At 66.9% G+C, this 13,180-nt stretch carries 11 protein-coding genes; 2 read left to right on the forward strand and 9 right to left on the reverse strand.

Features of this window, described 5'->3' with window-relative positions; all coding sequences use genetic code 11:
- Positions 1–74 precede the first annotated feature (74 nt).
- Positions 75–1,946 (reverse strand): ABCB family ABC transporter ATP-binding protein/permease, encoded by a 1,872-nt coding sequence (locus CUJ89_RS15085; protein WP_114178018.1) that lies wholly within the window; start codon positions 1,944–1,946, stop codon positions 75–77.
- Positions 1,947–2,120: 174 nt separating this feature from the next.
- Here CUJ89_RS15085 and CUJ89_RS15095 point away from each other — a divergent pair, with 174 nt between their 5' ends.
- Entirely contained in the window at positions 2,121–2,516 is a 396-nt protein-coding gene (locus CUJ89_RS15095) for an acyl-CoA thioesterase (RefSeq protein ID WP_114178020.1), read from the forward strand.
- 37 nt (positions 2,517–2,553) lie between these two features.
- Here the strand turns inward: CUJ89_RS15095 and CUJ89_RS15100 are convergent, their stop codons facing one another.
- Entirely contained in the window at positions 2,554–3,036 is a 483-nt protein-coding gene (locus CUJ89_RS15100; protein WP_114178021.1) for a nitrate reductase associated protein, read from the reverse strand.
- Positions 3,037–3,151: 115 nt separating this feature from the next.
- Here CUJ89_RS15100 and fdhD point away from each other — a divergent pair, with 115 nt between their 5' ends.
- Positions 3,152–4,006: a formate dehydrogenase accessory sulfurtransferase FdhD gene (gene fdhD, locus CUJ89_RS15105; RefSeq protein ID WP_114178022.1), complete on the forward strand. Its 855-nt coding sequence runs from the start codon at positions 3,152–3,154 to the stop codon at positions 4,004–4,006.
- A gap of 51 nt (positions 4,007–4,057) precedes the next feature.
- Here fdhD and CUJ89_RS15110 read toward each other — a convergent pair whose 3' ends face one another.
- The 7 genes from CUJ89_RS15110 to nudB form a co-directional block, all read right to left on the reverse strand.
- A complete protein-coding gene (locus CUJ89_RS15110) occupies positions 4,058–4,825 on the reverse strand; it encodes an enoyl-CoA hydratase (protein WP_114178023.1) in 768 nt (255 codons plus the stop codon).
- A gap of 92 nt (positions 4,826–4,917) precedes the next feature.
- Positions 4,918–6,117, reverse strand: a complete 1,200-nt coding sequence (locus tag CUJ89_RS15115) for an acetyl-CoA C-acyltransferase (RefSeq protein WP_114178024.1) — start codon at positions 6,115–6,117, stop codon at positions 4,918–4,920.
- A gap of 31 nt (positions 6,118–6,148) precedes the next feature.
- A complete protein-coding gene (locus CUJ89_RS15120; protein WP_114178025.1) occupies positions 6,149–8,584 on the reverse strand; it encodes a 3-hydroxyacyl-CoA dehydrogenase/enoyl-CoA hydratase family protein in 2,436 nt (811 codons plus the stop codon).
- Between the two features lie 113 nt (positions 8,585–8,697).
- Positions 8,698–10,485 (reverse strand): acyl-CoA dehydrogenase C-terminal domain-containing protein, encoded by a 1,788-nt coding sequence (locus CUJ89_RS15125; protein WP_114178026.1) that lies wholly within the window; start codon positions 10,483–10,485, stop codon positions 8,698–8,700.
- Between the two features lie 57 nt (positions 10,486–10,542).
- A complete protein-coding gene (locus CUJ89_RS15130; RefSeq protein ID WP_114178027.1) occupies positions 10,543–11,142 on the reverse strand; it encodes a TetR/AcrR family transcriptional regulator in 600 nt (199 codons plus the stop codon).
- A gap of 200 nt (positions 11,143–11,342) precedes the next feature.
- The gene (gene clsB / locus CUJ89_RS15135; RefSeq protein ID WP_114178028.1) at positions 11,343–12,617 is read right to left on the reverse strand and encodes a cardiolipin synthase ClsB; all 1,275 of its coding nucleotides are present in this window, start codon (positions 12,615–12,617) and stop codon (positions 11,343–11,345) included.
- Positions 12,614–13,108 (reverse strand): dihydroneopterin triphosphate diphosphatase, encoded by a 495-nt coding sequence (gene nudB, locus CUJ89_RS15140; RefSeq protein WP_114178628.1) that lies wholly within the window; start codon positions 13,106–13,108, stop codon positions 12,614–12,616. The genes clsB and nudB overlap by 4 nt, the downstream gene beginning before the upstream one ends.
- Positions 13,109–13,180 lie beyond the last annotated feature (72 nt).

The raw sequence follows: 13,180 nt of genomic DNA on the forward strand, positions 1-13,180 counted from the left end.
CGGGCGGCCGCCAGCACGAGCACTTCCCGCCAAGCACCGGTTTCCGCTGAGCGCCGCGGCGCGCAGCGCTTTCATCAAACCGCCTCGGCCTCTTCCCCGCCCGCCGCCGCGCGCTGCTGCTGCAGCGCCCACATCTGCGCATACAGCCCGTCGGCGCGCACGAGTTCGTCATGCGTGCCACGCTCGACGATCCGACCGTGGTCCATCACGAGGATCTGCTGCGCGTGCACGACCGTCGACAGCCGGTGCGCGATCACGAGCGTCGTGCGATGCCGCGCGATCTGGTCGAGCTCGTGCTGGATCGCGCGCTCCGAGCGCGAATCGAGCGCCGACGTCGCCTCGTCGAACAGCAGGACCGGCGGATCCTTCAGCAGCGTGCGCGCGATCGCGACGCGCTGCTTCTCGCCGCCCGACAGCTTCAGCCCGCGCTCGCCGACCGGCGTGTCATAGCCCTTCGGCAAGCTTTCGATGAAATCGTGAATGTGCGCGGCGCGCGCGGCCGCGACCACCTCGTCGCGGGTCGCGGTCGGCCGGCCGTACGCGATGTTGTAGTAGATCGAGTCGTTGAACAGCACGGTGTCCTGCGGCACGATCCCGATCGACGCGCGCAGCGAGTCCTGCGTGACGTCGCGGATGTCCTGGCCGTCGATGCGGATCGCCCCGCCCGCCTGCCGGTCGAGATCGTAGAAGCGGAACAGCAGGCGCGACAGCGTCGACTTCCCGGAGCCGCTGTGGCCGACCACCGCGGTCGTCGTGCCCGCGTCGATCGTGAACGTCACGTCGTGCAGGATCGACCGCGCCGGCTCGTACGCGAAGTTCACGTGCTCGAAGCGCACCTGCGCGCCGGCCACCGCGAGCGGCTGCGCGTCGGGCCGGTCCGCGACTTCCTTCGCGGACGACAGCAGCCCGAACATCCGGTCCATGTCGGTGAGGCTCTGCTTCAGCTCGCGATAGACGACGCCGAGAAAGTTCAGCGGAATGTAGAGCTGCAGCATGAACGTGTTGATCAGCACGAGATCGCCGAGCGTCAGCTTGCCCGCGAGCACGCCCTGCGTCGCGCGCCACAGGATGAACACGAGCCCCGTGCCGATGATCGCCTGCTGGCCGAAGTTCAGCACCGACAGCGAGTTCTGCGAGCGGATCGCGGCCTTCCGGTAGCGCTTCAGGTTCTCGTCGTAGCGCTGCGCCTCCCACTCTTCGTTGCCGAAGTACTTCACCGTCTCGTAGTTGATCAGCGAATCGATCGCCCGCGAGTTCGCGCGCGAATCGAGTTCGTTCATCGTGCGGCGGAAATGCGTGCGCCAGTTGGTGACCTTCACCGTGAACACGATGTACGTGACCAGTGCCGCGAACGTCACGTACGCGTAATAGGCCTCGTACTTGACCACGAAGAAGCCGAGCACGAGCCCGACCTCGACGAGCGTCGGCAGGATGCTGTACAGCGAATACGAAATCAGTTGCTGGATGCCGCGCGTGCCGCGCTCGATGTCGCGCGACATGCCACCCGTCTGGCGTTCCAGGTGAAACCGCAGCGACAGCCCGTGCAGGTGCCGGAACACCTGCAGCGCAAGCTGGCGCACCGCGCTCTCGGTGACCTTCGAGAACAGGATCTCGCGCAGCTCGGTAAACAGCGACGTCGACAGCCGCACGAACGCATACGCGACGACCAGCAAGCCGACGCCGCCCGCGAGCACGATGCCGGCCGACTGTTCGGCGCGGCCGAGCGCGGTGATCTGCTGCACGTAGGACAGGTGGTCGACGATGCGCTTCATCACGACCGGCACGCCGAGGTTCGCGACCTTCGCGCCGATCAGGCAGCCGAGCGCGAGCGCGACGCGCCATTTGTAGGTGGTCAGGTACGGCAGCAGCGACCGGATGGTCTGCCAGTCGTTGCGGGGCCCGGTCGAAGCCGGCGCGGGCTCGCCGGAAGCTGGAAATCTGCGCATGGGGGAAGGATCGGCGGCGGTGCCGGGCGCGTGCATCGGCGACCGGCTCGCCCGCTTTCTCGTACAATTTGCGAACGTTGTATTGTCGCAGAAGCCGCTTCGCGCCGCTGCCGGCGGACTCGCCGGCCAGCCTGCGCGCGGCGGCCTATTTATTACAGGATGAAAGCCCCCGTCATGACCGATTCGACCCTCGAACTCCCGCAAATGCAGCCCGCGCTGCGCGTCGTCCCGCAACCGCACGACGCGAACGTCCACGGCGACGTGTTTGGCGGCTGGATCATGTCTCAGGTCGACATCGCCGGCTCGATCCCCGCGAGCCAGCGCGCGAACGGCCGTGTCGCGACGGTCGCGGTCAACTCGTTCGTATTCAAGCAGCCGGTGTTCGTCGGCGACCTGTTGAGCTTCTACGCGACCATCACGCGCACCGGCAACACGTCGATCACGGTCGACGTCGAGGTGTACGCGCAGCGCATGCGCCTGATGGGCGAAATCGTGAGGGTCACCGAAGCGACGCTCACGTACGTCGCGACCGGCCCGGATCGCAAGCCGCGGCAACTGCCGCCGCTCTGACGGGCGAGCGCCGCGCTGCGGCGCGGCACGCGGCCCGTCAGTGCGTGGCCGTCAGCCCGAACTCCCGCATCGCGGGCAGGAAATCGTGATTCAGCTTCGGCTTGCGCGACAGCTTCACCAGCACGTAGCGCTGGAACGGCGCGAGCCGCTGCCACTGCGCGAGCGCGGGCGCCGTCAGCCCGGCCAGCGCGCTCTGCTGCACGAGCGACTCCGGCACCGTATCGATGGCGCACCAGGTCGGCTGCTCGTCCGGCTGGAACCAGGTCGGTTCCAGATCGGCGTGCGTGCGCAGCATTTCGAACAGCGCGTGATCGAAGTTGGGCTCGATCGCGGTGTCGTCGTCGGCCGGAAAGCGCGCGAGCAGCTTGCGGTCCTCGAGCGGCAGCAGCTGCCACTGCTCGAGCGAAATCCGCAGGCCGAAGCGGTCGAGATTGAAACGCACGATCATCGGGATGTACGTGAAGTTTTCCGACGAATCGTGTTCGAAATTGAATAGCAACGGAGCGTCGCTGAGTCCCATGGTCGTTACCTGACGTGGCGGATGCCGGCGCGGCCGGCCTGCCTGAGGTATTTTAGAACCTCTGCGCGTGGGCGGCGGACACGATTGTCGCCGGCCGTGCCTCGAATCAACGGGAGTGCTCGTGAATCCGACCGAAACCGACGAACTACGCGCCGAACCGCACGCCGAACCGCGCGGCGCGATCGAACTGTCCGTCCGCCGCACGCGCGGCGGCGCCGTCGAGACCGCGCACGACTACGTGGGCCAGGAATGGCCGGTCGCACTCGTCTTCAACGGCATCTCGCACGCGGTGATGATGTGCACGCCGTGCGACCTCGAAGCGTTCGCGGTCGGCTTCGCGATCTCGGAAGGGATCGTCGCGCGCGGCAGCGACATCAAGGACATCGAGGTGATCCTGCACGCCGACACGCCGCTGCCGCATGCGGAGGTGCACCTGGAGGTCGTCCAGCAGGCATTCGCCGCGCTGAAGGACCGGCGCCGCGCGCTCGCGGGGCGCACGGGCTGCGGCGTATGCGGAATCGAAAGCATCGACCTGCTCGACCTCGCGCCCGAACGCGTGCCCGACACGGGCTTTCTCGCGCGCCTCGCACCCGACGCGCTGGCGCGCGCCGCGCATGCGCTGCCGGCCCACCAGGCGCTCACGCAGCTCACGGGCGGCCTGCATGCGGCCGCATGGTGCGACGCAACAGGCACGATCCGGATGGCGTTCGAGGACGTCGGCCGCCACAACGCGCTCGACAAGCTGATCGGCTCGCTCGTGCTGTCGCGCGCCGATGCGACCGACGGCTTCGTGTTCCTGTCGAGCCGCGCGAGCTACGAGCTCGTGCGCAAGGCCGCACGGGTCGGCATCCCGCTGGTCGCGACGATCTCCGCGCCGTCGTCGCTCGCGATCGACATCGCAAAGGCGGCCGGTTTGCGGCTCGTCAGCTTCTGCCGCGAAACCGGCCACGTCGACTACGGCACGGCCTGATCGCGATCGCGGGATCGCGCCGGCGGTCTGCCGCCGGCGCGGCCTGCTCCATCAGTCGAACTGACGGAAATCCGGCTTGCGCTTCTCGAAGAACGCCGTCATCGCCTCGCGCGCTTCCGGCGCCCGCAGCATCGCGGCGAAGTGGCGCGCCTCCTCGGCCATCCGCGCGGGCGTGGCCACGCCACCCGCATCCTTCAGCAGCGCCTTCGTCACGCGCAGCGACGACGCCGGCAGCGCAGCAAGCTTCGCCGCCTGCTTCGCCGCGAACGCGTCGAGCTCGGAAGCCGGCAGCACGCGATTGACGATGCCGATCCGGTGCGCTTCCAGTGCGTCGAACGCCTCGCCGAGCAGCAGCTTCTCCGCGGCGACCTGATGGCCGGCCAGGCGCGGCAGCAGTACGCTCGATGCGGCTTCCGGACACAGCCCGAGTTGCGCGAACGGCAGCGAGAACGTCGCGGTGTCGGCCGCGTAGACCAGATCGCAGTGCAGCAGCATCGTCACGCCGACGCCGATCGCGATGCCCGGCACCGCGGCCACGACCGGTTTCTGTGCGCTGCTGATCCGCGCGAGAAACTGGAACACCGGCGCGCTGTCGTCCTTCGGCGGCGTCTTCAGGAAATCCTCGAGATCGTTCCCCGCGCTGAAATTGCCGTCGCCGCCGCGCAGCAGGATCACGCGGATCGCCTTGTCTTCCTGCGCGTCGGCCAGTGCATCGGCCATCGTCTGGTACATCGCCGCCGTCAGCGCATTCTTCTTCGCCGGGCGCGCGATCGTGATCGTCATCACGCCTTCGGTGCGTTCCACTTGAATTTCGGCCACAACCGTCTCCTTTGACTTTCCTCTACCGGAATGAAAAAACGGTGCGCGAGCTCGTGGCCCGCGCACCGTCGTCGCTATCGTCGCGTTCCCGCTTACAGGCGTTCGATGATGCCCGCGGCGCCCATGCCGGTGCCGACGCACATCGTGACCATCCCGTACTTCAGGTTGCGGCGGCGCAGGCCGTGCACGACGGTCGCCGCGCGGATCGCGCCGGTCGCGCCGAGCGGGTGGCCGAGCGCGATCGCGCCGCCCAGCGGGTTGACCTTCGACGGGTCGAGGCCGAGATCGCGCATCACCGCCAGCGATTGCGCGGCGAATGCTTCGTTCAGCTCGATCCAGTCGAGATCGTCCTGCTTCAGGCCCGCAGCCTTCAGCGCGGCCGGAATCGCTTCCTTCGGGCCGATGCCCATGATTTCCGGCGGCACGCCGCGCACCGCGAAGCTCACGAAGCGCGCGAGCGGCGTCAGGTTGAACTGCTTGAGCACCTTCTCCGACACGACGAGCAGCGCGCCCGCGCCGTCCGACGTCTGCGAGCTGTTGCCGGCCGTGACCGAGCCCTTGTTCGCGAACACCGTGCGCAGCTTCGCAAGGCCTTCGATCGACGTATCCGCGCGCGGACCTTCGTCGAGCGCGATCTCGCGCGTCTTCACGTCGACTTCGCCCGTTGCCAGGTTCGGGAAACGCTCGGTGAGCGTGTACGCGGCGATCTCGTCGTTGAATTCGCCGGCCTGCTGCGCGGCGAGCGCCTTGCGGTGCGATTCGACCGAGAACGCGTCCTGGTCTTCGCGGCTCACCTTCCATTGCTCGGCGACACGCTCGGCCGTCAGGCCCATCCCGTACGCGATGCCGAAGTCTTCGTTGCGGTCGAAGATGTGCGGCGACATCGACGGCTTGTTGCCCATCATCGGCACCATGCTCATCGATTCGCAGCCGCCCGCGAACAGCGCGTCCGACTCGCCGACGCGAATGCGGTCGGCCGCCATCGCGAGCGCCGTGATGCCCGACGCGCAGAAGCGGTTGACCGTCACGCCGCCGACCGTCTGCGGCAGGCCCGCGAGCAGCGCACCCATCCGCGCGACGTTCAGGCCCTGCTCGGCTTCCGGAATCGCGCAGCCGATGATCGCGTCCTCGATCAGCTTCGTGTCGAAGCCGGGCACCTGCGCGACCGCCGACCTGATCGCGTGGACCAGCAGCTCGTCCGGGCGCGTGTTCTTGAAGACACCGCGCGGGGCCTTGCCGATCGGCGTGCGGCTGGCGGCGACGATGTATGCGTCTTGCAATTGTTTGCTCATATCAGACTCCTTGTCCGCTCTGTCCGCTCGCTCAGTTACGCACCGGCTTGCCGGTCTGCAACATGCCCATGATCCGTTCCTGCGTCTTCTGCGTGCCGAGCAGCTCGACGAACGCGCGGCGCTCCAGCGCGAGCAGCCACTGCTCGTCGACCAGGCTGCCGGCTTCGACGTCGCCGCCGCACACGGCTTCGGCGATGCGGCTCGCGATCAGGTAGTCGTGGTCGCTGATGAAGCGGCCGTCGCGCATGTTGACGAGCGATGCCTTGATCGTCGCGATCGCCGAACGGCCCGCGACCGGTACGTCCTTCGCCCGCAGCGGCGCACGGTAGCCGGTTGCGGCCAGCGCGCGCGCTTCCTTCTTCGCGGTGTCGAGCAACTCGAACACGTTGAAGATGATCGTGTCGGACGGCTTCAGGTAGCCCATCGCACGCGCATCGTGCGCGGACGCAGACACCTTCGCCATCGCCGCGTTCTCGAACGACTTCGTGACGAACTTCAGGATGTCGGTGGTCGCGTTCGCGGCCGTTGCGGCTTCCGCCGCGCGCAGCGCCGCTTCCTTCAGGCCACCGCCCGCCGGCACGAGGCCGACGCCCACTTCGACCAGGCCGACGTAGCTCTCGACGTGCACGACGCGCTTCGCGCTGTGCAGCATCAGCTCGCACCCGCCGCCGAGCGCGATGCCCGACACGGCCGCGACGACCGGCACGTTTGCGTACTTCACGCGCAGCATGCCTTCCTGGAACTTCTTCACGAACGGCTCGATACCCTTCGCGCCGCCCATCATGAACGCGGGCATCGCCTCTTCGAGGTTCGCGCCTGCCGAGAACGGGCCACCCGGCGTGCCGAGCTTCAGCGACGTCGGCTGCCAGATCACCACGCCCTTGTAATCCTTCTCCGCGAGCTCGATCGCCTGCACGAGGCCGTCGATCACGCTCGGGCCGATCGTGTTCATCTTCGACTTGAACGACACGATCACGACGTCGTCCTCGCCCGCACGGTCGTCGACCCATGCGCGCACCGCGTCGGTCTCGAACAGCGTCTTGCCGTACGACTTCGGATCGGCACCCGCTTCGCCGAGCAGCGGCGCGCGGAATACCTGCTTGCCGTAGACCGCCAGGTCCGAACGCGGCACGAAGCGCTTCGCTGCCGGCGCCCACGAGCCTTCGGCCGTGTGCACGCCGCCCTGCTCGGCGACCGCGCCCTCGAGCACCCACGACGGCAGCGGCACGTTCGCGAGCGCCTTGCCGGCCGCGATGTCTTCCTGCACCCACTCGGCAACCTGCTTCCAGCCCGCAGCCTGCCAGCCTTCGAACGGACCTTCGTTCCAGCCGAAGCCCCAGCGGATCGCGAGGTCGACGTCGCGTGCGTTGTCGGCGATCGACTCGAGATGCACGCCGATGTAGTGGAACACGTCGCGGAAGATCGACCACAGGAACTGTGCGTGCGGATGGTCCGTCTCGCGCAGCAGCTTCAGGCGCTCGGCCGGCGGACGCTTCAGGATGCGGCCGACGGTTTCGTCAGCCTTCGCGCCGGCGTCGACGTAGCTGCCCGTCTTCGCGTCGAGCACCTTGATCGCCTTGCCTTCCTTCTTGTAGAAACCGCCGCCCGTCTTCTGGCCGAGCGCACCCTGCTTCACCAGTTCGGCGAGCACGGCGGGCGTCTGGTAGACCGGGAAGAACGGATCGTCGGCGAGGTTGTCCTGCATCGTCTTGATCACGTGCGCCATCGTGTCGAGACCGACCACGTCCGCGGTGCGGAACGTCGCCGACTTCGCGCGGCCGAGGCGGCTGCCCGTCAGGTCGTCGACTTCGTCGAAGCGCAGGCCGAACTTCGCGGCCTCGGTGATCACCGCGAGGATCGAGAAGATGCCGACGCGGTTCGCGATGAAGTTCGGCGTGTCCTTCGCGCGCACGACGCCCTTGCCGACGATGCTCGTCAGGAACGTCTCGAGCTGGTCGAGGATCTCCGGGCGCGTATGCGCGGTCGGGATCAGCTCGACGAGGTGCATGTAGCGCGGCGGGTTGAAGAAGTGCACGCCGCAGAAGCGCGACTTCAGCTCGTCCGAGAAACCTTCGGACAGCTTCGTGATCGACAGGCCCGACGTGTTGGTCGCGAAAATCGCGTTCGGCGCGATGTGCGGCGCGACCTTCTTGTACAGGTCGTGCTTCCAGTCCATCCGCTCGGCGATCGCCTCGATCACCACGTCGCACTCGGCGAGCTTCGCGATGTCGTCTTCGTAGTTGGCTGCCTCGAGGTACTTCGCGTCGTCCTTCACGCCGAACGGCGCGGGCGACAGCTTCTTCAGGTTCTCGATCGCCTTCAGCGCGATCGCGTTTTTCGGGCCTTCCTTGGCCGGCAGGTCGAACAGCAGCACCGGCACGCGCGCGTTGATGAGGTGCGCGGCGATCTGCGCGCCCATCACGCCGGCGCCCAGCACGGCGACCTTGCGAATCAGGAAATTGCTCACGGGATATCTCCGGATAGTGTCGTGCAGCGCGGGGTGTGAGGGCTGCACGGCGAAGTGAGTACCAGGAACCGTTGCGTTCGGGCGGCGCGCATCGCGCACCGCCCGGACTCGCGTCAGAACAGCGATTCGTCGACTTCCATCAGCGTCTTCGAACCGGCGCGCGCGGCGCGGATCGTGGACGCCGTCTCGGGCAGCAGGCGCGCGAAGTAGAAACGGGCCGTCGCGAGCTTCGACTTGTAGAACGGATCGCCCGACGCTTCGTTGTCGAGTGCGAGGCGCGCCATCCGCGCCCAGAAGTACGAGAACACCAGGTGGCCGACGGTGCGCAGGTACGGCACGGCGGCAGCGCCGACTTCGTCGGGGTTCTGCATCGCCTTCATGCCAATTTCCATCGTCAGCTTCTGCACCTTGTCGCCGATGTCGGCGAGCGGGTTGATGAATTCGGCCATTTCCGGCTTCACGCCTTCGGCTTCCGCGAATTCCGTGACGAGCTTGCCGAACTTCTTCAGCTTCGCGCCCATGTCGCCGAGCACCTTGCGGCCCAGCAGGTCGAGCGACTGGATCGAGTTCGTGCCTTCGTAGATCATGTTGATCCGCGCGTCGCGCACGTACTGCTCCATGCCCCACTCGGAGATGAAGCCGTGGCCGCCGTAGATCTGCATCGCGTGGTTCGTGCACTCGAACGCGTTGTCGGTCAGGAACGCCTTGATGATCGGCGTGAGCAGCGCGACGAGGTCGGCCGATTCCTTGCGCACCGCTTCGTCGCCGTGCGACAGCTCCTTGTCGATCTGCAGCGCGGACCAGTACGTGAACGCGCGTGCGCCTTCCGCGTAGGCCTTCTGCGTGAGCAGCATGCGGCGCACGTCCGGGTGCACGATGATCGGGTCGGCCGGCTTGTCCGGTGCCTTCGGGCCCGTCAGCGAGCGCATCTGCAGGCGCTCCTTCGCGTACGCCAGCGAGTTCTGGTAAGCGACTTCCGTGAGGCCGAGGCCCTGCGCGCCGACGCCGAGGCGTGCCGCGTTCATCATCACGAACATCGCGTTCAAGCCCTTGTTCGGCTCGCCGACCATCCAGCCCTTCGCGTTGTCGAGGTTGATCACGCAGGTCGAGTTGCCGTGGATGCCCATCTTGTGCTCGATCGAGCCGCACTTGACGCCGTTGCGCTCGCCCGGCGCGCCCGATGCATCCGGAATGAACTTCGGCACGATGAACAGCGAGATGCCCTTCGTGCCTTGCGGCGCTTCCGGCAGGCGTGCGAGCACGAGGTGGACGATGTTCTCGGCCATGTCGTGTTCGCCGCTCGAGATGAAGATCTTCGTGCCGCTGATCGAATACGAGCCGTCGACGTTCGGTTCGGCCTTGGTGCGCAGGATGCCGAGGTCGGTGCCGCAGTGCGGCTCGGTCAGGCACATCGTGCCCGTCCATTCGCCCGTCACGAGCTTCGGCAGGTATTGCTTCTGCAGTTCCGGCGCGCCGTGCGCGTGCAGGCACTCGTATGCGCCGTGCGACAGGCCCGGATACATCGTCCACGCCTGGTTCGCCGAGTTCATCATCTCGTAGAGCGCATTGTTCACGAACGCGGGCAGGCCCTGGCCGCCGTAGTCCGGATCGCAGCCGAGCGCCGGCCAGCCGGCCTCGACGTATTGCCGGTAGGCCTCCTTGAAGCCGGTCGGGGTCTTCACGACGCCGTCGCCTTCATACGTGCAGCCTTCGCGGTCGCCGACCTGGTTCAGCGGGAACAGTACCTCGGAGCAGAACTTGCCCGCCTCCTCGAGGACCTGGTTGATCGTGTCGGCGTCGAGGTCCGCATGCCGCGGCATTTGCTTGACCTCGGCTTCGACGTTCAGAAGCTCGTGCAACACGAATTGCATGTCGCGCAGCGGCGCGGCGTACTGTCCCATGACTCTCTCCAAAGGTGGGCAAAACGGCTCGAGCTCCTGGCGGGCGGTCACGCGCCGCTAACGGCTCTCGCTCTGATACGAAACAATCGTCTTTTCCAGCGCGGCCCACGTGAGGCGCACTGCGTCCGGCGAATGCAGGAAGCGCGCGTCGTGATGCAGGCCGAGCGTGAAGCTGTACAACTCGAAGAGCATCAGGTCCGGATCCGTATCCGCACGCAGATGGCCTTCGTCCTTCGCCTGCGAAATGGCTCTCAGCATCGCCGCACGCCAGGCTGTCACGCTCGCGATCAATTGCTCGCGCACGGGGCTGTCCGGCCGGTCGTCGTACTCGACGGCACCGCTGATGTAGATGCACCCGGTCGTCACCTCCTGGATGCGCTTCTCCGTCCAGCGCGCCAGCATCGCCCGCAGGCGCGGCAGACCGCGCGGCTCGCGCAGGCTCGGAAAAAACACCTCGTTTTCGAAACGATGGTGATACTCGCGCACGACCTCGACCTGCAAATCCTCGCGCGATCCGAAGTGCGCGAACACGCCGCTCTTGCTCATCTGCATGCGCTCGGCCAGCAGGCCGATCGTCAGCCCCTCCAGCCCGTCACGGCTGGCGAGGTCCAAAGCAGCTTCAAGTATCGCGGCACGCGTCTGTTCGCCTTTTCGCATAGCTATTTCTGTAACCGTTCGGGGGTTCGAATAAAATCGAACGGCCGTACTATTATTGAGTGCGGCCGCTCGCGAAACAAGGAAATTATTAGAAACCGGTGTCTAACCGAGCCGCTATTTTGCGCGATTCCGGCGAGGCCGGAGCGGCTTTTCCGCACGAACGTGCGGACAGTTTTTTTGAAGCGAACGCTTAGTCTGCGTCAGTCGTAACCGCCGACCGTCAGCGCCTTCATCACGACGCGATACGTCGTATAGGCGAGCCAGTTCAGCATGCGCTCGATGCGCGGGCGCGCGGCAAACCGTGCGGGGTCGATCTCCCGGCCGTCGGCGAACGCGGCTGTAATCGCGTCGCGCAGTTCGTTCGTGACCGCATCGTAGCGCACGAGCACGACGTTGGCCTCATTGTTCAGCATCAGGCTCAGCGCGTCCAGATTCGACGAGCCGACCGTCGCCCAGCTGTCGTCGATCACGGCCACCTTGCCGTGCAGCATCGTCTTGTCGTATTCGGCCACGCGCACGCCCGCGCGCAGCAGCGCGTGATAGAGGAACGGCACGGCCGTATCGAGCGCCGCGAACTCCTTGCGGCCGATCAGGATCCGTACGTCGACGCCGCGCCGCGCGGCGCCCGTCAGCGCGCGGCGCAGCTTGCGGCCCGGCATGAAGTACGGATTCGCGAGCAGGATCTGCTGGCGCGCCTGGCCGATCGCCGCGAGATAGGCCTTCTCGATCGCGCGGCGGTTCACGACGTTGTCGCGCGCGACGAACGCGACGCTCGGCTCCGTCACGACCCGCAGCGCGCCGGCCTTGATCCACCGGTGGCTGCGCATCCAGCGCCGGAACATGTCGGGGAACGCTTCGCCGCCATGCAGCCCGGCCGCGTACTGCGCATACGGCTTGTGGCCGAACCGGATCCGGTGCCACTGCAGTTCGAACGCGGCGCGCACGTCGGACACCGCGGGCCCCGCCATCTCGACCGCGAAATCCCAGCGCGGAAACGGCAGCGTCGCGCCGTTCTGCGCATAGTCGTCGATGATGTTGATGCCGCCGCAGAACGCGGCCGCGTGATCGATCACCGCGAGCTTGCGGTGCGTGCGCGAGAAGCCGAAGCGGCCGAACAGGAAGCGGTTGTAGACGCAGTGCTCGACGCCGGCCGCCACCCACGTGTCGAACAGCGGCAGGCGCGCGGTGCCGATGCCGTCGGTGATCACGCGCACGCGCACGCCGCGCTGCGCCGCGCGGATCAGCGCGTCCGACACCGGGCGGCCGGCCGCGTCGTCGCAGAAAATGTAGGTTTCGAGCATCACCTGCTCGCGCGCGGCATCGATCTGTTCGATCAGTGCCCGGAAGAATTCGCCGCCGCCCTCGCACAACCGCACCGTGTTGCCCGACGTGAACGCGAGCCGCGACGCGGAGCCACGTTCCTGCAGGAACATCTGCCGCAATTGCGCGAAGCGCTTGCGGGTCTCCGCATTCATGCGGACGAGCCGTGCGGCGCCCGCGCGAGTGCCACGCGCGCGGGCAATTGCAGAATCGCCTCGGCGTTCGACGGCGAGAAGCAGCGCGCGGCCGCCTCACGGAACGGCAGCCATGCATGGTCGACATGCTCGCGCGGCGACAGCGTCACGTCGACGCGACGCGGCACGCACAGGCCGAACCAGTGCTCGGTGTTGCGCGTGACGCCCGGTGCATAGCGGTGCAGGTATTGCGGATAGATGGCGTATTCGATCCGGTGGCGCCAGTCGATTAGCGCGGCGGCAGGCACGTCCGGCGTGCCGACCGCGATGCCGGTTTCCTCGGCCACTTCGCGCGCGGCCGTAACCGCGAGCGGCTCGTCGAGCGTGTCCTTCGATCCGGTCACCGATTGCCAGAAATCGGGCTGGTCGGCACGCTTGATCACCAGCACATCGAGGTCGGGCGTGTAGATCACGACAAGAACGGATTCGGGGATTTTCGGCGGCTTCGTCATCGTTGTTTCATGCGGCACAGGGCCGCGCGCCGGGCCTATGCTCCGAACGTGCGGCAAGTGCTGCGACTGTAC

Source organism: Burkholderia pyrrocinia (assembly GCF_003330765.1).
Classification (GTDB): Bacteria; Pseudomonadota; Gammaproteobacteria; order Burkholderiales; family Burkholderiaceae; genus Burkholderia; species Burkholderia pyrrocinia_B.

What these genes read in the sequence shown, in the direction of transcription:
- CUJ89_RS15085 (WP_114178018.1), bottom strand. Translation starts at nt 1,946, where the DNA reads ATGCGCAGATTTCCAGCTTCCGGCGAGCCCGCGCCGGCTTCGACCGGG.
- CUJ89_RS15095 (WP_114178020.1), top strand. Translation starts at nt 2,121, where the DNA reads ATGACCGATTCGACCCTCGAACTCCCGCAAATGCAGCCCGCGCTGCGC.
- CUJ89_RS15100 (WP_114178021.1), bottom strand. Translation starts at nt 3,036, where the DNA reads ATGGGACTCAGCGACGCTCCGTTGCTATTCAATTTCGAACACGATTCG.
- CUJ89_RS15115 (WP_114178024.1), bottom strand. Translation starts at nt 6,117, where the DNA reads ATGAGCAAACAATTGCAAGACGCATACATCGTCGCCGCCAGCCGCACG.
- CUJ89_RS15125 (WP_114178026.1), bottom strand. Translation starts at nt 10,485, where the DNA reads ATGGGACAGTACGCCGCGCCGCTGCGCGACATGCAATTCGTGTTGCAC.
- CUJ89_RS15130 (WP_114178027.1), bottom strand. Translation starts at nt 11,142, where the DNA reads ATGCGAAAAGGCGAACAGACGCGTGCCGCGATACTTGAAGCTGCTTTG.
- clsB (WP_114178028.1), bottom strand. Translation starts at nt 12,617, where the DNA reads ATGAATGCGGAGACCCGCAAGCGCTTCGCGCAATTGCGGCAGATGTTC.
- nudB (WP_114178628.1), bottom strand. Translation starts at nt 13,108, where the DNA reads ATGACGAAGCCGCCGAAAATCCCCGAATCCGTTCTTGTCGTGATCTAC.